This is a genomic window from Halobaculum litoreum, assembly GCF_030127125.1.
GTDB classification, from domain to species: domain Archaea; phylum Halobacteriota; class Halobacteria; order Halobacteriales; family Haloferacaceae; genus Halobaculum; species Halobaculum litoreum.
This window is the reverse complement of record NZ_CP126156.1, coordinates 2,480,433-2,498,028: the sequence shown is the minus strand read 5'-3', so window position 1 is coordinate 2,498,028 and position 17,596 is coordinate 2,480,433. Positions and strand designations below refer to the sequence as shown.

General features: G+C 74.1%; 16 protein-coding genes and 3 pseudogenes. 4 read left to right on the top strand and 15 right to left on the bottom strand.

Annotated elements, in window-relative coordinates; genetic code table 11:
- Positions 1-28: 28 nt before the first annotated feature.
- Positions 29-340: a DUF7573 domain-containing protein gene (locus P0R35_RS13610; RefSeq protein WP_284012974.1), complete on the bottom strand. Its 312-nt coding sequence runs from the start codon at positions 338-340 to the stop codon at positions 29-31.
- 120 nt (positions 341-460) lie between these two features.
- Between P0R35_RS13610 and P0R35_RS13605 the strand changes: the two genes are divergently transcribed.
- Complete coding sequence (locus P0R35_RS13605; RefSeq protein WP_284012973.1) at positions 461-706, top strand: DUF8024 family protein; 246 nt, start codon at positions 461-463, stop codon at positions 704-706.
- Between the two features lie 27 nt (positions 707-733).
- Here the strand turns inward: P0R35_RS13605 and P0R35_RS13600 are convergent, their stop codons facing one another.
- Positions 734-1,723, bottom strand: a complete 990-nt coding sequence (locus P0R35_RS13600) for a 5,10-methylenetetrahydromethanopterin reductase (RefSeq protein ID WP_284014651.1) — start codon at positions 1,721-1,723, stop codon at positions 734-736.
- 13 nt (positions 1,724-1,736) lie between these two features.
- Positions 1,737-2,492, bottom strand: coding sequence for a coenzyme F420-0:L-glutamate ligase (locus P0R35_RS13595; protein ID WP_284012972.1), 756 nt, complete (start codon positions 2,490-2,492; stop codon positions 1,737-1,739).
- Between the two features lie 126 nt (positions 2,493-2,618).
- Between P0R35_RS13595 and P0R35_RS13590 the strand changes: the two are divergent.
- Positions 2,619-3,888, top strand: a pseudogene (locus P0R35_RS13590) (eIF2B alpha/beta/delta subunit family protein).
- 210 nt (positions 3,889-4,098) lie between these two features.
- Here the strand turns inward: P0R35_RS13590 and P0R35_RS13585 are convergent.
- Positions 4,099-5,325 carry a threonine synthase gene (locus P0R35_RS13585; protein WP_284012970.1) on the bottom strand — a complete coding sequence of 409 codons (1,227 nt, stop codon included), beginning with the start codon at positions 5,323-5,325 and terminating at the stop codon, positions 4,099-4,101.
- An 86-nt stretch (positions 5,326-5,411) separates the two neighbouring features.
- Positions 5,412-6,179 carry a DUF6517 family protein gene (locus P0R35_RS13580; protein WP_284012969.1) on the bottom strand — a complete coding sequence of 256 codons (768 nt, stop codon included), beginning with the start codon at positions 6,177-6,179 and terminating at the stop codon, positions 5,412-5,414.
- A 181-nt stretch (positions 6,180-6,360) separates the two neighbouring features.
- Between P0R35_RS13580 and P0R35_RS13575 the strand changes: the two genes are divergently transcribed.
- Positions 6,361-7,326, top strand: coding sequence for a DUF5787 family protein (locus tag P0R35_RS13575; RefSeq protein WP_284012968.1), 966 nt, complete (start codon positions 6,361-6,363; stop codon positions 7,324-7,326).
- Positions 7,327-7,375: 49 nt separating this feature from the next.
- Here P0R35_RS13575 and P0R35_RS13570 read toward each other — a convergent pair whose 3' ends face one another.
- The 9 genes and pseudogenes from P0R35_RS13570 to P0R35_RS13530 all read right to left on the bottom strand — a co-directional run bounded on the left by P0R35_RS13570 (position 7,376) and on the right by P0R35_RS13530 (position 15,084).
- Positions 7,376-8,785, bottom strand: coding sequence for an aryl-sulfate sulfotransferase (locus P0R35_RS13570; RefSeq protein WP_284012967.1), 1,410 nt, complete (start codon positions 8,783-8,785; stop codon positions 7,376-7,378).
- Positions 8,782-10,154: pseudogene (locus tag P0R35_RS13565) on the bottom strand (PQQ-dependent sugar dehydrogenase). The gene P0R35_RS13570 and the pseudogene P0R35_RS13565 overlap by 4 nt, the downstream one beginning before the upstream one ends.
- A 102-nt stretch (positions 10,155-10,256) precedes the next feature.
- Positions 10,257-10,577 (bottom strand): FtsX-like permease family protein, encoded by a 321-nt coding sequence (locus P0R35_RS13560; protein WP_284014650.1) that lies wholly within the window; start codon positions 10,575-10,577, stop codon positions 10,257-10,259.
- Positions 10,578-10,796: 219 nt separating this feature from the next.
- Positions 10,797-11,263, bottom strand: a pseudogene (locus P0R35_RS13555) (ABC transporter permease); the annotation flags it as partial.
- Between the two features lie 160 nt (positions 11,264-11,423).
- Positions 11,424-12,260 carry an ABC transporter ATP-binding protein gene (locus P0R35_RS13550; RefSeq protein ID WP_284012966.1) on the bottom strand — a complete coding sequence of 279 codons (837 nt, stop codon included), beginning with the start codon at positions 12,258-12,260 and terminating at the stop codon, positions 11,424-11,426.
- Complete coding sequence (locus P0R35_RS13545) at positions 12,257-13,414, bottom strand: CARDB domain-containing protein (protein WP_284012965.1); 1,158 nt, start codon at positions 13,412-13,414, stop codon at positions 12,257-12,259. Before P0R35_RS13545 ends, P0R35_RS13550 begins: the two co-directional genes overlap by 4 nt.
- Entirely contained in the window at positions 13,360-13,854 is a 495-nt protein-coding gene (locus tag P0R35_RS13540; protein WP_284012964.1) for a hypothetical protein, read from the bottom strand. Before P0R35_RS13540 ends, P0R35_RS13545 begins: the two co-directional genes overlap by 55 nt.
- Before the next feature lie 126 nt (positions 13,855-13,980).
- On the bottom strand, positions 13,981-14,211 hold the full coding sequence (locus P0R35_RS13535) for a hypothetical protein (RefSeq protein ID WP_284012963.1): 231 nt from the start codon (positions 14,209-14,211) through the stop codon (positions 13,981-13,983).
- Between the two features lie 48 nt (positions 14,212-14,259).
- The gene (locus P0R35_RS13530; protein WP_284012962.1) at positions 14,260-15,084 is read right to left on the bottom strand and encodes an MBL fold metallo-hydrolase; all 825 of its coding nucleotides are present in this window, start codon (positions 15,082-15,084) and stop codon (positions 14,260-14,262) included.
- A gap of 231 nt (positions 15,085-15,315) precedes the next feature.
- Between P0R35_RS13530 and P0R35_RS13525 the strand changes: the two genes are divergently transcribed.
- Positions 15,316-16,191 (top strand): winged helix-turn-helix domain-containing protein, encoded by an 876-nt coding sequence (locus tag P0R35_RS13525; protein WP_284012961.1) that lies wholly within the window; start codon positions 15,316-15,318, stop codon positions 16,189-16,191.
- Between the two features lie 10 nt (positions 16,192-16,201).
- Here the strand turns inward: P0R35_RS13525 and P0R35_RS13520 are convergent, their stop codons facing one another.
- Positions 16,202-17,593: an ATP-binding protein gene (locus P0R35_RS13520; RefSeq protein WP_284012960.1), complete on the bottom strand. Its 1,392-nt coding sequence runs from the start codon at positions 17,591-17,593 to the stop codon at positions 16,202-16,204.
- Between the last annotated feature and the right edge of the window lie 3 nt (positions 17,594-17,596).

Here is a 17,596-nt window from a genome sequence, read left to right as displayed (position 1 = left end):
GCGACCGGCGCGACCGCGGCCGCGCCGCTCACCACTCCTTGCAGTCCGCACAGACGTAGCCGGGGTCGTCGCGCCAGCGGCGCGTCGTCGTCCCGCCACAGACCGCACAGGCGGCGCCGTCGGGCGAGTGGTCGTACGTCGCCTCGGCCGGGGCGACCGCGTCGGGGGCGGGGGCGGAGTCGTCGGCGTCGGCGTCGCCCTCGGGGTCTGCGTCCGGCTGTGCGTCGACGACGGCGTCGTCGGCGGCCGGGGCGTCGGCGGCTGGGTCGTCCTCGCCGGCCGGGGCGCCGTCCTCGCCGCCGGGGGTCGCGAACTCGTCGAGCGAGCGGTCCTCGGGCACGCCCGGAGGTGACGCCCCGGCGGACGTAACTCCTGCCCTCCGGGCCGACGCCGGCCCCGTCGCGGCCGCCGGTGCGCCGACACATCAACGCTCAAGTTCCCGCGGGGCCGAGGTCGGCGTATGGTAACTGTCACCGACTTCGTGATCGAGTTGGTCACGAGCGTGATCGACCTGATCGTCATCTTCGTGACCGAGGTGGCGCTGCGCGACCCGCTCGCGTTCGTCTCGTTCCTGTTCGGCGCGCTGTTCGTCGGCGGCGCCTCGGCCGTCCTCGGCTACCTCGCGCTCGGCGCGCTCGGCTACGAGTTCGGCATCGGCGACCTCGCGGCGCAGAGCCGCTACCGCCGGGCGGGCGGCGAGCGCTGACCCGACGACGAAGGACCCTTCTCGCGACTACTCGCCGACCGCGCGAGCGGCCGCCGCGGCCGCCAGTTCGATCGCTTCCGCGAGGTCCGGCCCGAGCGGCGACCCGACGACCAACGAATCGGCGTGCTCCAGCACCGCGGCCATCCGCTCGGCGACCGCGTCGGCGTCGCCGGCCATGCAGAACGCGTCGACCATCGTCGGCGTCACGAGGTCGAACGCCGCGGAGAACTCGCCGGCGGAGATGTGGTCGCCGATCTCCCCGGCGACGCCGGCGTCGACGCCGTGGCGGTCGAGGACGGGCGGCGCCGCGCCGGCGGCGATGAACGCCACGGGCGGCCGGGCGGCCTCCCGCGCCGCCTCCGCGTCGGCGGCGACGCTGACGGCGGCGTACGCCGCGAGATCGAAGGCGCCGCGCGAGTCGGGGCGGTCAGCCACCCCCTGTTCGACCTGCTCGCGGGCCCACGCGAGGTCGTCCGGGTGCGAGCCGTTGAACAGGAGGCCGTCGGCGTGTTTGCCGGCCATCCGGCACATGTGCGGGCCCTCGCCGCCGACGTAGACGGGGATGGCGGCGCCCTGCGGCGGCTCGTAGTTCAGGCCCGCGCCGGCGGCGTCGAACGTCGACGCGCCGTCGACGCGCTCGCCGGCCCACAGCTTCCGGGCGGTCTTGAACGCCTCCAGCACCGGGCGGAGGCCGCGCTCGTCCGCGAGGCCGAGGTTGCGGAGCGTCGAGGGGTCGCCGGGGCCGACGCCGAAGACGGCGCGGCCGCCGCTGGCCTCGTCGAGCGTCGCGACCTTCGAGGCGAGCGTCGCCGGGTGGAACTCCAGCGGGTTCACGACGCCCGGGCCGAGGCGGGCGTCGTCGGTCGCCGCCGCCAGCCGGGAGAGCACGGAGAACGCGTCTCGGTTGTTGTAGTGGTGGGAGACGAACAGCGAGTCGAAGCCCGCGTCCTCGGCGCGCGTGCCCAACTCGACCATCCGGTCGACCGGGTGTTCGGGCGCGAGTTCGATCCCCAACATCGGGTCGGTCGACTCACGCATCGAACGACCACCCCCGGACGGCCTGCCGGATCAGGTCGCCGTCGACGTCGCGGAAGTGAGCGTCGGACTCGCCGTGGTCGCCCCACTCGAAGCCGCGGACGACGACGACCGGCGTGCCGTCGTCGCCCTCGCCGGCGACGAGGTTCGCGGCGGCGGCGAGTTCGTCGGCGACGTTCTCGACGGTCACGCCGAGTTCGCGCCCGTCGCGGTCGCCCTCGCCGCGCCAGTCGCGGGCGGGCGCCATCCCGGCCCAGCCGACGGCGACGCCGCGCTGGCCGTGGCGGAACGGCCGCCCGCAGGTGTCGGTGACGAGCACGCGGTCGGCCGGGAGGCCCTCGCGGATGCGCGCCGCCGACTCCGACGGGCGTTTCGGGAGCAGGAGGAGGTCGTGGCCGGGGACGTTCGACCGGTCGATGCCGGCGTTGACGCCGACGTGGCCGAAGCGCGTCTCGGTGAGGAGGAACGGCGCCTCCATGATCACCTCGGTCGACTCCTCCAACACGGCCTGCGCGAAGCGAGGGTCCTTCTCGTCGCCCGAGATGTCGGAGAGCCGGGCGGCGATCTCGCGGGCCCGGGGGCCCGGCGGGAACTCGTCGAGGTCGGCGGCGCGACCCTCGGCCTTCGAGACGACCGTCGAGGCGACACACACCACGTCGTCGGGCCGGAGGTCGACCCGGTCGCGGATCAGCGCCGCGAGGTCGTCCCCCTCCCGGACCTCCGGGAGGTCGGGGACGGCGAATAGCTCCATACCGCGTCTGCGGCCGTCGCCCGCAAAAGCGCGCCGGTGGTGGTACACGTATCCGGTGTTCGCGTCGCCCCGCTGGGGGGCTCGGGACGCCGGTACGCCGAAGTCGTCGCCGACCCACACCCGGGCATGGCTCACGTCGTCGCCGCGTTCCTCCGGAACCGCGGCGAACTCCTCCTCGTCCGCCGGAGCGACGCGGCCAGCAGCTACCCCGGCCGCTGGGGCGGCGTCGCCGGCTACGCGACGGGCGACGCCGCCGACCCGCTCGCCGACGCCGTCCGCGAGGTGCGCGAGGAGACCGGCGTCGCGGCGGACGACCTGACGCTCGTCCGGCGCGGCGACCCCGTCGACGTCGACGGTCCGGAGGGCTCGTTCACGGTCCACCCGTTCCTGTTCGACTGCGCGACCCGTTCGGTGCGGCCGAGCGAGGAACTCGCCGCCGTCGAGTGGGTCCGGCCGCCGGCGATGCTGGCGCGCGAGACGGTGCCGCGGCTGTGGGACGCCTACCGCGCCGTCGGGCCGACCGTCGAGACGGTCGCCGCCGACCGGACGCACGGCTCCGCCGCGGTGTCCGTGCGGGCGCTCGAGGCGCTGCGGGACGCGGCGGCCGCGGCGGCGGCCGACGACGCCGACGACGGCTGGGAGGGCGTCGCCGCGGTCGCCCGCGCGCTCCGCGACGCCCGCCCCGGGATGACCGCGCTCGCGACCCGGGTGAACCGAGTGATGCACGAGGCGGCCCGGACGCCCGGGGCGGTCCGCGACCGCGCGAGCGACGCCGTCGGGACGGCCGCGGGCGCCGACGAACGCGCGGCGCGTGAGGCGGTCCGGGTGCTCCGGGGACACGGCGACGCGCCGGCGGTGCTCACGCTGTCGCGCTCGGGCACCGTCGCCGCGGCGCTCGCGGCGCTCGACGGGCCGGTGTTCGTCGCCGAGTCGCGGCCGGGCGGCGAGGGGCGCGAGGCGGCCGCGTCGCTGGCGGCCGACGGCGAGCGCGAGGTGACGCTGGTGCCGGACTCGGCGGTCGCGTCGCTGCTCGCGGACGGGGCGGTGGACGCGGCGCTCGTCGGCGCCGACGCGGTGTTCCCCGACGGCTCGGTCGCGAACAAGGTCGGCACGCGCGGACTGGCGCTGGCGGCGGCACGCGAGGGGGTGCCGGTGTACGCGGCGACCGCCCGCGACAAGGTCGCACCGGGGGCGAGTTCCACCCCGAGCGGGCCGCGTTCGAGACGCCCGCGGGGTTGGCGCGTACGCGCCGCTGTTCGACCGGACGCCGGGCGAGTGCGTGACCGTCGTCACGGAGGACGGCGCGGTCGACGGGGAGGCGGTCCGCGGGGTCGCCGGGGAGCACCGCCGGCTGGCCGCGTGGGACGGCGACGGCGACCGCGATGGAAAGGAGTGATACGCGCCGACCGGTTACGTCCCAGCGGGCGGCCGTGACGAGGGTTACCCCCACCGAGCCCCGTGTGACGAGGGATTCACCCGAGCCGCCCGGTCTACGTCTCGGAGCCGCGGCTGTGTGGCGAACGTGTCGGAGTGGCGGCGAGTGGCTACATCGCGGCCGACTGGTCCCGGCCTCGCAGAAGAACCCTCGCCGAGGGCGTCGGTTCGCCTACTCGGCCTCCGTCGCCGCCTCCTCGCGCGCCCCGAGGTGGCTCCGGAGCGTGTCCACGTCCTTGTTGCCGGCGCCGGTGTTGAGCAGGACCACGGTGTCGTCCTCGTCGAACTCGCCGCGCTCGGCCAACTCGAACGCGCCCGACACCGCCGACGCGCACGTCGCCCCGACCTCGATGCCCTCCGTCCGTGCGACCTCGATCGCGGCGTCGAGGATGGCCCCGTCGCTCGTCGCGACCGCGCCGCCGTCGGACTCCGCGATGGCGTCGAGGATCCACGGCGACGCGCCGGGGTCCGGCACCGCGATCCCGTTGCAGACCGTCGTGATCTCCGTCCACGCCTCGTGGACCGCGGCGCCCTCCTCGAACGCGCGGACGACCGGCGCACAGCCCTCCGCCTGTGCGGCGTACATCCCCGGCAGCGAGTCGGTGAACCCCAACTCGCGGAACTCGGTGGCGGCCTTGTGCATCCCGATCAGGCCGACACCGCCGCCGGTCGGGTAGACGACGGCGTCGGGCACGTCCCAGTCGAGTTGCTCGATCGTCTCGAACGCCATCGTCTTCTTCACGTCGTGGCGGTACGGCGTGACGAACGTCTTCGTCGAGTACCAGCCCGCCTCGGCGCCCTCGTTGCCGGCTTCCATCGCGGCGGCGTACTCCGCGCCGGCGTCGGTGATCTCCCCCTCCGCGATCCGGAGGTCGCCGCCGTGGACCTCCGTCATCGCCTTCTGGGTGAAGCCGGCGCGGTCGGGGAGGAACACGTGCGCGTCGAGTCCCGCGCGGGCGGCGTACGCCGCGGCCGCCTGCCCCGCGTTGCCGGCGCTGTTGAGCGCGATCGCGTCGGCGCCGTGTTCGACGGCGGCGGTGAGCGCGCCCGTCTGGCCGCGGTCCTTGAACGTGCCCGTCGGGTTGCGCCCCTCGTCTTTGATGTACACCGCCCCGACGCCCATGCGCTCGGCGAGTGTGGGACACTCGACGAGCGGGGTCGCGCCCTCCCCGAGCGTGACGGCCGTCTCCCGCGGGAACGGCAGCAGCTCCTCGTAGCGCCACAGCGAGTCGAACGGGCGCGCCGCCAGTTCCTCCCGGGAGAGGTCGACGGCGTCGAGGTCGTACTCCGGGTCCGTGATGCCGCCGCAGTCCGGACACCGGTGGGTCACCGTCTCCGGGTCGTGCCGCTCGCCGCAGTCGATACACCTGAGGGCGACGAAGGCGTCGGTGGTTCGCATACGCGCCGGGTCGGCGGGGGGCGACTAACCGCTTGTGCATCCGGCGGTCCGGGCGGGAGTCGCGGGGATCGCCGGCCGGCGGCGGCTCACTCGACGCGCTCGACGAGCGACGCGACCTCGTCGGCGTACCGCTCTGGTTCGAGCCCGAGGTCGACGTCGACCGAGACGGTGATCGCCTCCGAGAGCTCCCGTTCGACGGTCCGAGCGACGTTCTGTGCCGGGTAGGCGCCGCCCGACAGGAGGAGGCCGCCGTCGTGGATCCACGACGCGAGCACCCCCTCGACGTCGACACGCCCGCCTTCGAGGCTGATCGGCTCGCCGCGCACCTCGAAGGAGATGGCGTCGAACTCGAAGGCGGCGGTGTACTCGGTCAGCGCCGCCTCCTCGCCCGTCGCGACGGTGAGCGTGCCGGCGTCGCTGGCGGACACGTCCGTCAGCCCCGCCGCCTCCAACTGCGCCTCGAACTGCCCGCGAGCGGCCTCGCCGGCCCGGGCGGCCAACTCCTCGCGCACCGACGCGACGGGCACGTCCGCGAGGTTCGGCGAGAAGGCGATCCGGGCCGCGAAGAAGTTCGCGAGCGGGGCGTCGAGCGCGCCGAGCGTCCGCTCGCGAACCGCCTCGCGCAGGGCGACGTCGTCGAACACGCGCGTGACGGCGGTCGCGGAGACGTCGGTCCCCCCGACCGTCCGCGAGAACACCTCCTCGGTGTCGGCGCTCGTCCGTTCCCAGCCGCCCTCCTCGAGCCGCTGTTCGGGGAGCTCCGGCGGCCTGACGGCTCCGCTGGCGGTACTACAGCCGGCGAGCCCCGCGGCGCCCGCGGCGAGCGCGCCCGCGAGGAATCGTCGTCTGTCCATGCAGGCCGCGCGTCGCGACACCCACAAAACCGCTTCGTTCCGGGTATCAACCCCGAGAGTCGGGGATCCGTCCGCTCGGACGGCCGTCGGTCCGGCCGACGCGGACCCCGGGACGGGTGGACCGGTCGCCGGGGCGATCGCCCGGACGAGCGTTTTTACCCGTCCGGTCCCCGGCTGGGGTATGGAGTTCGGGTTCGAGTTGGCGCTGTGTGCCCACCTCGAACGGGAGACCGACTGGGTGCTCGCGCGCCAGCTCGGCGGCGCCGTCGCGGCGCCGGGGAGCCGCGTCGTCGACGTGGTCGGCGTCGTCCCCGGGCCCGGGTTCGACGACCGCGCCCGGATCACCGAGCGTGCGATCCCGACGGCGGCCGTCGAATCGGCCGCCGGCGTCGGCGAGGCGGTCCCGGCCGCCCGCGCGGTCGACGGCCACCCCGAGCGCGCCCGCGACGTCGTCGACGAGGCGGTCGCGTGCGGCTTCTTCGTCGAGGAGCGCCGCGGCGGCAAGCGGTACGTCCGGCAGGCGACGCGGTACCCCGACGACTGGGTCGGCGAACTGGTCGCGGTCGAGAACAAGCCCGACCTCGCTCGCCCGGGCGACCTCGAACGACAGCTCCGCGTCGACGCGAGCCTCGGGCTGTTCGACCGGGTCGTGCTCGCGACCGAGAGCCACGTCACCGGCGCGCACCTGAACCGCATCCCCGAGGCGGTCGGCGTCTGGCGGTTCCACCCGGACACCGACGAGCGCGAGGTCGTCCGCGAGGCGACGCCGCTCGACCCCGACGCGCCCGGCGTCGAACTGCTCGCCGAACACCCCGGCAGGACCGACGTGGCGCTGGTGAGTCCCGCGGAGAAGGCCCGCAAGCGCCGCCGGGTCGCCGAGCGCGCCTACGGCAAGGGCTGGCGGACGTACGAGTTCCCGGCGTGCGCGAACTGCGCCGCCGACGGCGACGGTCGTCCGCGCTGTGCCCACTTCGGTCGCGTCGTCGACCCCGCGAGCGACTGCGGCGAGGCGTGTCCGGGGTGGGAGCCGGCCGAGCCGGCGGCGGACGACGACGACGCCGCGGCGCTGCGCGACGCGCGGACGCCGTGGGTGCGCGACCCGCCGGGCGCGGTGCGCCGGCAGGCGGGGCTGGACCGGTTCCGCTGACCGCGGGAGGGGCGCGAACGGTCGGTGCCGCCCTCCCCGCGCCGTCGCCTCACCCGCGCCGTCGCACGGTCACGACCGCCAGCGCCGTCGTCAGCGCCGCCAGCGCGGCGAGCGCCGCGCCGACGCCGAAGCCCGGCACGTCGATGGCCGACTCCGGCGGGACGGTCGTCCACGCGCGGTCGCCGGTCGCGTCGTCGCCGTCGGCGGCCGTGTCGTCGCCGGGCGTCGCCGTCGGCGACGCGAACAGGTCGCCGCCCGTGCCCCACAGTTCGTCGTCGGGGACGAGCCGGCTCCCCTCGAACCCGGTGAGGTAGGCGTAACACGCCTCGATGTCGGCGGTGTCGACGTCGGCGCTGCCGGTCACCTCGTACGCGCCGGTCGCCCCGACCTGCGCCATCGTCGGGCCGTCGGAGCCGGGGGCGGTGCCGACGCGCTCGGCGTCGTACGGCTGCCACGGCGCGTACACCTCCCAGACGACGTCGCCGCGGGGCGTCACCTCGACGATGCGGTGGCCGCGGCGGTCGGTGATCAGCGTGTTGCCGTTCGGGAGGCGGTCGGCGTCGCGCGGCTCGTGGAGGCCGCCGCCGCGCATCGTCCACGTGCGCTCCCAGCCGCCGTCGTCGGTGCGGCGGTACTCGACGACGCGGTCGTTCTCGGAGTCGGCGACGAGCACCGAGACGGTGCCGTTCTCCCCGACGATCACGTCGGGGTTGTGCTGCTCGTTCAGCACCTCGTAGTCGTCGTCCGCGCCGAGCGTCCACTCGATCTCTTTGGTCGCGCGGTCGATGGCGATCACCTGGTCGAAGTTGCGCACGGAGACGACGAGGGTGTCCTCGCCGACGAGGTCGACGTCGTTGACGTGGGTCCAGTCCTCGCCGTAGGGGCCGCCGCCGTCGCGCGGGAAGCGGTCGGTGTGCTCGTCGAAGCGCCACTGCCAGACGATCTCGCCCGACCGGTCGTAGATCAGCACGCGGTTGCGCTCGTCGCCCTTGTCGACGGTGGCGAACTCGCCGTCGCCGAGGTAGTCCACGTCGTGGGCGTCCTCGACGTTCTGGAGGCGGGTGACGTCGGTGTGCTCGCCGGTCGCGGGGTCGATCCGTTCGACGACGGTGATCCCCGGCTCCGTCGTCGCCATCAGCAGTTCGCCGTTGGGGAGCGGGTCGACATCGTACTCCCACCAGCGCCCGGCGGCGCTGTCGTTGTGGACGCCGTGGATCGACCCGTTCGGCGCGACGCCGAACGTCATCGCCGCGGTCTTGCCGCCGCCGCGGGCGCCCTGGATCGAGACGAGCGTCGTCGCGTCGGGGGCGCGGTCGGCGTCGATCGTGCCGACACAGGGGTTGAGCGGCTCCGACTGCGTCCGGGCGGCCGAGGCGTCCGCGCCGAGCGCGGGCGCGACGCCGGCGACGACGAGCGCGAGGACCGCGGCGCCGACGAGGAGTGTCCGGCGGCGGCTCATTCGGCCGCCTCCAGCTTCACCAGCACGTCGTGGTTCTCCTTCGGGAACCCGCCCTCGCCCGAGCGGCCGTCCCGGTTGGAGGTGATCACGTACAGTTCGCCGTCGCGCCCCTGCTCGACGTGGCGGATGCGGCCCAACTCGTCGGTCAACAGCGGGTGGGCGGTGGCGGTGTACGCGTCGTCGAGCCAGTCGGCGTCGAAGCGGCGGCCGCGCTCGCTCAGCGGGGGCAGCCCCGCGTCGGGCGGCGACAGCGTGAGCACCACCAGTTGCTGGCTCCGGAGGCCGCCGATCACCATCCGGTTGCGCCACGAGGGGACGGCGTCGCCGGTGTAGAACAGCGAGCCGGTCGGCGCCCACGTCGTGCTCTGCGTGTTCGCGAGCGGGCGGCGCACGTCGCTGTCGGCGGACAGCGCGGCGTACTCGTCGGGCTTGCGGGTGTCGGGCCACCCGTAGAAGCCGCCGGGGACGAGGCGATTCACCTCGTCGTGGCCGGCCGGCCCGTGTTCGTTGACGAGCGGCGTGCCGTCGGGGAGCCACACGAGCCCCTGCGGGTTGCGGTGGCCGTACGTGAACACGCGCGGGTCGCCGCCGTCGATGTCGGGGTTGTCGGGCGCGGGCTCGCCGTTCGCGGTGACGCGCAGCACCGACCCGGGAGCGCGCCGGGGTCGGCCGCCAGCGCGTCCTCGCCGGCGTCGCCGAGCGTCACCCACAGGTAGCCGCGGGGGCCGAACGCGATCCGACCGCCGTTGTGGAACTGGTTGGCGGCGACGTCGCCGACGACGACCCGTTCGGTCGCCGCGGGGTCGTCGGCCGACAGGTCGAACCGGGAGACGCGGTTGCGCTTCCCGCCGTCGTCCACCTGCGCGGTGTAGTAGACGTACAGCACCTCCACGTCGGGGTAGTCGGGGTGGACGGCGACGCCGAGGGTGCCGCCCTCGCCGCCCTGCACCCACCACTGCTGTTCGGTCTGGTCCTGCGGGACGGCTTCGGCGTCGATGGCGTCGGCGGGGGCGAACACGGTGTCGAGGTCGCCGTCCGCGAACCGGCTGACGCGACCGACCCGCTCGGTCACGAACAGGTCGCCGTTGGCGGCGACGGAGACGTCCCACGGCACCTCGAGGTTCTCGACGAGCACCGTCCGCTCCACGTCGCGGGCGGGGGCGTCCGTCGGCGCCGTCCACTCGCTGGGGGTGAACGCGGTGTCGGGTTCGGGGACCGGCGTCGGTTCGGGCGTCGGCGTGTCCGCGTCGCCGCCGGCGGGCGCGCCGTCGCCGCCCGGCGCGTCGGAGGAGGGCGCGCCGCTACAGCCGGCGACCAGCGCCGCGCCGGCGACCGCGAGCGCGCGCCGACGGGACCACTCGTTCGTCATGCGTGTCAGGAACGACGGCGGGCGCAAGTGTCTTCGGGTATCGAGCGTCCCCGACGGCGCCGGGTCGCGGCCGGGCGGACGGGGGCGAGGGCCGCCGCGCGGTCACCCGCGCAGCGACTCCACGGGCGGCTCCCACGCCGCGCGGTACGCCGGGTAGAGGCCCCCGACGAGCGCGACCGTCGCGCCGAAGGCGAACGCCCCCAGCGCGACGAGCCCGTTCGCCGGGACGAGCACCGCGTCGAGCGGGAGGTCGGTGTTGAGCGCGACGAGGACCACCCCGACGGTGCCGAGCACGACCCCGAGGGCGCCGCCGCCGACGCCCAACAGCGTCGCCTCGACGAGCAGGGTGCGCAACACCTGGTCGCGGTGGATGCCGACCGCCCGGAGCACGCCGATCTCGCCGCGGCGCTCGGAGACGGTCATCAGCATCACGTTGAAGATGGAGACGCCCGCGACGACGAGCGACACGCCCGCGACGGCGAGCAGGAAGCCGTTGAGCAGCGCGAAGAACTCCGTGATGCGGTCGAGCACGCTCGTCAACGAGAACACCGACACGCGGCGCTCGCGGGTGTTGAGCCCGTCGCGCACCTCGCCGGCGATCGCCTCGGCGTCGCCGCCGGAGTTCGCCTGCACGACCACCTGCGAGAAGCCGTCGGTGGCGAACTCCCCCGGCGGGAGCACGACCGCCGAGTCCGCCCGCAGCGGCGTGATGCTCGACTGCTCGGGGAGGACGGCGACGACGCGGTAGGCGTTGCCCTCGATGGTCACCTGCGAGCCGACGCGGAGGTCGAGCGCGCCGGCGACGTCGGCGCCGACGAGCGCCCCTGCCGGTGGTAGTCGGGGACGCCCGGCGCGTCGCCGAACAGCGCGGCCGGGTTCGTGGTCCCGTACACCTGTGCGAACGTCCGCCCGCCGGCGCCGGAGACGGTCGCGCCGGTCGACTTCAGCCGGACCACCTCGCCGCGGCCGGCCGCCGCCCGCTCGATCACCGCGAGGTCGCGCCCGTTCAACACGTCCGACTCCGTCTCGGGCGCGGGGCTGACGATCACCTGATTCCCGAGGCCGCCCAACTCCTCGGTCGCGGCGCCCTGCAGGGCCGTGCCGAGCATCCCCAGCGAGACGACCGCGAACACGCCGATGACGATGCCGAGGGCGGCCAGCCCCGCGCGGAGACGCTGGCGCGAGAGGTTGCGCGCGGCCAGCGAGACGGCCGGGAACCGGCGGTCGAGCGCGTCCGCGAGGTCGGCGACGCGCTCGCGCGCGGCGCCGTCAGCCATCCGTCTCCTCCAGCACGCCGTCGACCAGCTCGACGGTGCGGTCGGCGTAGTCGGTGACGAGGTCGTCGTGGGTGACGGCGACGACGCCGACGCCGCCGCGGGCGATGCTGCGGATCTCCTCGAGCACGGAGACGCCGGTGTCGCGGTCGAGGTTGCCCGTCGGCTCGTCCGCGAGCAACACGTCCGGCTCGTTGATCAGCGACCGGGCGATGGCGACGCGCTGTTTCTGGCCGCCGGACAGTTCGTCGGGCGTGTGGTCGAGGCGGTCGCCGAGCCCCACGCGTTCGAGCAGGTCGACCGCGCGGTCGGTGTAGTCGCCCGGGAGGAACGCGGTCGGGAGCCGGACGTTCTCGACGGCCGAGAGGGTGGGGATCAGGTGGAAGTCCTGGAACACGAAGCCGATGGTCTCGCGGCGCACGTCCGTGCGCTCGCGCTCGGAGCGGCCCGCGACCGGCGTGCCGTGGAGTTCGACGCGCCCCTCGGTGGGGTCGTCGAGCAGGCCCAGCAGGTTCAGCATCGTCGACTTGCCGGAGCCCGAGGGGCCGATGACGGCGATCACCTCGCCGGCGTTCACCGCGAAGTCGACGTGCGACAGCGCGGTGACGGTGCCGCCGCCGCCCTCGTAGCGCTTCGTCACGTCGACGAGCCGCAGCGGCGCCGTCGTCGGGTCGGGCTCGCGGGCGGCCAACTCGGCGGCGCTGACGCGGGCGTCCGGGTCCGACGGGGCGACCGCCCCGTCGTCGACCGCGCCGGCGACCGCCCCCGCGGCGTCGCTCGCGCCGTCGCCGACGACGCGCTCGGCCTCGCTCGCGGCCGGGTCGTCGCTCATCGGTACCGGCGGGCGAGCAGCCCGACCGCCGCGGGGACGGCGAGCCCGAACGCCAAGAGGACGCCCCCGAGCGCGCCGAGGCCGCCGAACGCGCCGACCCGCCGGGCCGGGGCGTCGTCCTCGGGGAGCGGCACCTCGATCACGGTCGTCACGCGGTCGTCGCCGGTCGTGTACGCCACCTGCACGGGGACGGTGGAGGCGTTCGCGGCGTCGACGCGGGCGGTGACGCGGAACGGGGCGAACTCGCTGGCGCCGACGGTGCCGACGAAGTAGTCGCGCTGGGGGTACGCGGGCGCGGCGAACTCGCCGTCGGCGACGCCGACGACGACGCCCGTCACCTCGCCGCCGCCGACGTTGCCGAGGTTGCCGCCGATGGCGACGCGGCCGTCGTCGCGGACGGTGACGTTGAGGCCGGTCAGTTCGACGGCGCCGCGCTTCGGCCGGAAGTCGTAGCCGGCGGCCGCCTCGCGCCGCTCGCCCGCGAGGTCGTACGTCGCGACGAACGAGAGGTCGCCCGCCGTCTCCACGTTCGAGAGGTCGACGGTGACGGTCTCCGACTCGCCGGGCGCGAGCGTGTCCGCGACGGCGACGCGGCCGACCGCCGCGACGACGGTGCCGTCGTCGCCGCGCGGGACGAGGACGACGCCGTCGACGGCGGCGTTGCCGAAGTTGGTGACCGTCACGTCGACGCGGGCGCCGTCGCCCGACGATTCGTCGTCGCCGCCCTGGAGCGCGCCGCCCCCGCCGCCCGCGCCACCGATGATGCCCGCGAGGCCGGCCGCGCCGCCCCCGCCGGCCGCGACGCCGCCGCCGTCGCCGGTCGACCGAGTCACGCGGACGCCGGCGTCCGCCGACAGCGCCGCGACGGTCACGGGCCGTTCGTGGGTGACGGTCGCGCGGGTGCCGGCCGCCGTGGTGTAGTCGACGCGGACGGCGACGGCCGCCTCGCCGGCGGCGTCGGGGCGGACCGAGAAGTTGAGCTGTTGGCTCGCGCCGGCCGCCAGCGTCGCGACGGTGCGCCGGACGCGCTCGCCGTCGCCGGGGTCGACGACGGTGACGGTGAGGTCGCGCAACGCGGCGGTCGTCGGGTTCGAGACGGTCACCTCGACCGGGGAGTCGGCGCCGGCGACCGCGCCGTCGGCCGCGACCTCCACCTGCGGGGCGCCGCGCTCGACGGCGAGCGAGAGGGGTACCGGGCGGTGGCGGTCTCGTCGTCGCTGTCGGAGACGGCGGCGACGACCGACAGGTCGTACGCGCCCGGCTCGTCGACGGTGAGCGTGACCGGGACGGTGAGCGTCTCGCCGGGCGAGAGCGTGCCGAGCCCGGTCGCCTCCCCCAGCACGTCGCCGTCGCCGTCGACGACGCGGACGCGGTCGAGGTCGGCCGCGGAGGCGCTGCCCGCCGAGAGGCGGACGGTCGCCGCGACGGTGATCGGCGCGCCGGCGGTCGGCGTCGCGGGGGTGACGGTCGCGTCGGTGATCGAGACGCGGGCGTCGGGTACCGCGCCGGCGACGCCGACGAACGGGACGAGGACCGACGTGACGAGCAGGCAGGCGGCGACGAGGGTCGCGGCTCGTGTCGAACGGACGTTCAAGTTAGCCCGGTTAGGGGTCGGACGCCCAAATACCTTCCCGCGGCGCTGGAACGCGCCGGGACCGGAACGAGCGCCGGGATCTGAACAGACGCCGGAATCTGGCCGACCGCCAGACCGCCGGCGGCGTCACTCGGTGGTCGTCTCGCCGGTCGCCCCGTCGACCGTCAGCAGCAGCGCCACGAGGAGGTGGATCGGGATCGCCCACAGGAGCAAGAGCGCGACGACCCCGACGGCCGTCTCGACCGCCGAGCCGCCGTCGGAGGCGACTTCGAGGAACGTCGCGACCGCGAACCAGAGGGTGAGCATCCGGACGACGTGCGCGTCGTCGAACCGACCGATGGCGTCGTGGAGGGGCATACACTCACCAGACGTATCGTCGAGATAAACGCCGTGGATCCGGCGTCGCTACAGGTCGTACGTCTCGCCGTCGACCGCGAGCGGTTCCGCGAACGCCTCGTCGGGCGGGTAGTAGTGGGCGGTGTGGACCAGCCGGGTCGTCCCCGCGCGGAGTTCCTCGGCGAACGCCAGCGCCCCCTCGCGGGTCATGTGCTTGGTGCCGAAGGTGTACGGCGTGCCGTCGGGCCCCTCGTCTTTCCCCCCGAGCGGGTGGTACTCGCAGAAGCGCGCGGGGACGATGCCGTCGGCGAGGAGGAGGTCCGGGTCGGCGAGCGCCGCGCGCGAGGCGGCGGGCACGTCGTAGCTCGTGTCGCCGGAGATCGACAGTTTCGCCCCCGTCTCGGGGTCCTCGACGACGACGCCGTAACAGATCAACGGCGGGTGGTCGACGGGGACGAGCGTCACGTCCAGCCCGCAGACCCGGGTCGGCTCCAGCGGGCGCACGTCGCGGACGGTGATGCGGTCGAGGTAGTCGTACTTCGAGCGGATCGTGTCGGCGACCGACTCCCCCGTGGCGGGGTCGACCTCGTCCGCCGCGTACACCGGGAGGTCGTCGAACAGGCGGTAGGCGTTGCCGAGGCCGTCGAGGTGGTCGAAGTGGATGTGGGTGACGACGGCGGCGTCGGGGAGGGGCACGTCGTTCGTGAGGAACTGGTGGCGGAAGTCCGGCGAACAGTCGATCAGCAGCGACTCGCCGGTGCGCTCGTTCGCGACGTGGACCGAGAAGCGGGAGCGCTCGACGCCGCGCTCGCGCGCCGCCGCGCAGGTGTCGCAGTCGCAGCCGACGGTGGGCGTGCCGGTGGTGTCGCCCGTGCCGAGCAGCGTGACGCGCATCTACCGGGGGGAGGTGGAGGGGCGACTAAGCCGTGTCGGGAGCGCGCGTGGCCGAGCGACGCGAGGCCACGACGAACGGCGGCGAGGTCTCGGGCCGAGCCGCCCACAGAGCGCGCGTGGCCGAGCGACGCGAGGCCACGACGAACGGCGGCGAGGTTCTCCGGGCCGAGCCGTCGGGCGAAACTCGTGGCGACCGAAAGGTATCTCTACGCCAGTCGCCTCCGCAGGGTGATGGGCGACGACCACCCCTCCCGGCGGACGTTCGAACTGCTGGCGAACGAGGTCCGCCTGCGCGTCATCACGGCGCTGGGCGACGCGAGCGGCGCCGGCGGGTACGCGACGCTGGCGTTCTCCGAGATCCAGCGGGCCGCCGACGTCGACGACAGCAGCCGGCTGACGTACCACCTCGACGAACTGCGCGACGAGTTCGTCGAGAAGACCGCGGAGGGGTACACGCTCACGCTCGCCGGTATCCGGGCGTATCAGGCGGTGATCGCGCACCGGAGCGGCCCCGAGGTGGAAGTCGAGCCGTTCGATGTGGACATCCCCTGTGGGTCCTGCGGCGACGATCTCGAGGCATGGTACACCGACGGGCGGGGGAATCTCGGGTGCCACACGTGTGGGGATCGGACGTTCAGATATCCGGTCGACCCGTCACACATCGACCCTCGAGCACCGGAGACAGTCCTCGAGTCGCTCGAATTACGGCTCCGCCGGGACCACAACTCGATGTTCCACGGTCTCTGCCCGTACTGCGGTGGCAGGGCCGAGTCGACGTTCGATCTCGCCTCGGATCACTGGGCGGATTCCGGCATGCGCCACCAAGACCTGACGGTGCACACCTCGTGTCTGGAGTGCTCGTGGTTCTTCGTCACCAACGTCGACGCCGTGTTGCGGACGAAGGAGGTCGTCTGGGCGTTCTGCGCGGAGCGCGGTGTCGATTGGACGTCGCTACTGTGGACCGAGGACGTCGACTGTACGGTCGAGTCCTTCCAGCGCGAGCCGCTTCGAGTTCGTAGCCACATCGATATCGAGGGAGACCGACTGCAGGTCGTTCTGGACGAGAACCTCGACATCGTCGAACGAACCGTAGTCGAAGCGGAGTGAGCGGCCGGACTCAGTCGTCGTCCGAGTGGTCGTGATCGTGCGAGTGATCGTGGTCGTGGTCGTGGCCCCCGCCGTCGCCGACGACCTCGGCGCCCTCGCCGTCGATCATGTCCATGTTCTTGAGGTTGTCCCGCTCCTCGAAGTCCTGCACCGCGTCCATGATGTCCGTCTGCGTGATGGACATCCGCTCCTCGGTGAGCGCCTCCAGCACGGCCTCGCGCATGACGAGCCGGAGGTCGCTCCCGGTGAGGCCCTCGGTGCGCTCGGCGACCTCGTCGGGGTCGAAGTCGGCGATCTCCATCTGCCGGGTGATGACGCGGAGGATGTCCGAGCGCATCTGCCGGTCGGGCTTCGGGAAGTTGACGATCTCGTCGAAGCGGCGCCACGCCGCCGCGTCGAGCTGGTCGGGGTGGTTCGTCGCCGAGATGAGCAGCACCTCGTCGCGCACGAGCGAGATGTCGTCGATGCTCTTCAGGAGGGTGTTGACCGCCCGCTTGAGGGCGGCGTGCTCGTCGGACTTGCGCGTCTTGGCGACGGAGTCGAACTCGTCGATGAAGAGGATACACGGCGCGAGGCGCTTGGCGACCTCGAACGTCTTCTCGACGTTCTTGGCGGTCTCGCCGAGGTACTGGCTCGTCACCATCGACAGCTTCACCTCGACGAACGGGAGGCCGAGCTCGTGGGCGAGCGCGCGGGCGGCGGTCGTCTTGCCCGTGCCGGGCGGGCCGACGAACAGCAGTTTCCCGATCTCGCGTAGGCCGATGCGCGCGAGGTACTCGCGGTGCTCGATCGCCTTCATCAGCTTGCGGATCTCGCCCTCCTGGTCGGTGGTGAGCACGAGGTCCTGCAGCGTCATCTCGATCTCCTCGGGCGCCTTCACCGTGACGAGATCGAGCATCTCGGCGTCCTCCTCCTCGTCGAAGTACTCGCCCAGCAGCGCGTCGATCCACACCCGGTCGGCGCGCACGGGCCGGTTCTCCTCGCGCGCCTCGGCGTGGGTGACCCCGAAGTCGCGCTCGTGGTCGACGTCCGGGTCGGTCGCGAGCGCCGCGAGCACGGGGTTGTCGAGGAGGTCGTCGTCGTCGACGCGCTCGAGGAGCCAGTCGACCCCCATCTCGGGCTGGGAGAGCGCGATCTCGCCGGAGAAGTCCCGGCGCTCGGTGAACAGGAGGTCCGAGATCGCCTCCCACGGGCGTTCGACGCCGGTGGCGGTCTTCGCGGTCGATTCGGTCACGTGGAGCGGGCGCTCCACGCCGCCCGGTCCCTCCTCGTCCTCCGGCGACTCGCTCCAGAAGACGCGGCGGTACCGCGGCGGTAGGTCGTCGGCGTCGAGGTCGCGGTCCTCGTTGTACCGGTGGACGGTCACGAGAAGCTCGACCACGTCCCCTGCCGGGTCACTCATCCC

Excerpts from the sequence above, each read along its gene's own strand:
- P0R35_RS13535 (WP_284012963.1), bottom strand. The coding sequence starts at position 14,211 with ATGCCCCTCCACGACGCCATCGGTCGGTTCGACGACGCGCACGTCGTC.
- P0R35_RS13530 (WP_284012962.1), bottom strand. The coding sequence starts at position 15,084 with ATGCGCGTCACGCTGCTCGGCACGGGCGACACCACCGGCACGCCCACC.
- P0R35_RS13580 (WP_284012969.1), bottom strand. The coding sequence starts at position 6,179 with ATGGACAGACGACGATTCCTCGCGGGCGCGCTCGCCGCGGGCGCCGCG.
- P0R35_RS13600 (WP_284014651.1), bottom strand. The coding sequence starts at position 1,723 with ATGTTGGGGATCGAACTCGCGCCCGAACACCCGGTCGACCGGATGGTC.
- P0R35_RS13520 (WP_284012960.1), bottom strand. The coding sequence starts at position 17,593 with ATGAGTGACCCGGCAGGGGACGTGGTCGAGCTTCTCGTGACCGTCCAC.
- P0R35_RS13570 (WP_284012967.1), bottom strand. The coding sequence starts at position 8,785 with ATGAGCCGCCGCCGGACACTCCTCGTCGGCGCCGCGGTCCTCGCGCTC.
- P0R35_RS13560 (WP_284014650.1), bottom strand. The coding sequence starts at position 10,577 with ATGACCGTCTCCGAGCGCCGCGGCGAGATCGGCGTGCTCCGGGCGGTC.
- P0R35_RS13525 (WP_284012961.1), top strand. The coding sequence starts at position 15,316 with ATGGGCGACGACCACCCCTCCCGGCGGACGTTCGAACTGCTGGCGAAC.
- P0R35_RS13575 (WP_284012968.1), top strand. The coding sequence starts at position 6,361 with ATGGAGTTCGGGTTCGAGTTGGCGCTGTGTGCCCACCTCGAACGGGAG.
- P0R35_RS13595 (WP_284012972.1), bottom strand. The coding sequence starts at position 2,492 with ATGGAGCTATTCGCCGTCCCCGACCTCCCGGAGGTCCGGGAGGGGGAC.
- P0R35_RS13605 (WP_284012973.1), top strand. The coding sequence starts at position 461 with ATGGTAACTGTCACCGACTTCGTGATCGAGTTGGTCACGAGCGTGATC.
- P0R35_RS13550 (WP_284012966.1), bottom strand. The coding sequence starts at position 12,260 with ATGAGCGACGACCCGGCCGCGAGCGAGGCCGAGCGCGTCGTCGGCGAC.
- P0R35_RS13585 (WP_284012970.1), bottom strand. The coding sequence starts at position 5,325 with ATGCGAACCACCGACGCCTTCGTCGCCCTCAGGTGTATCGACTGCGGC.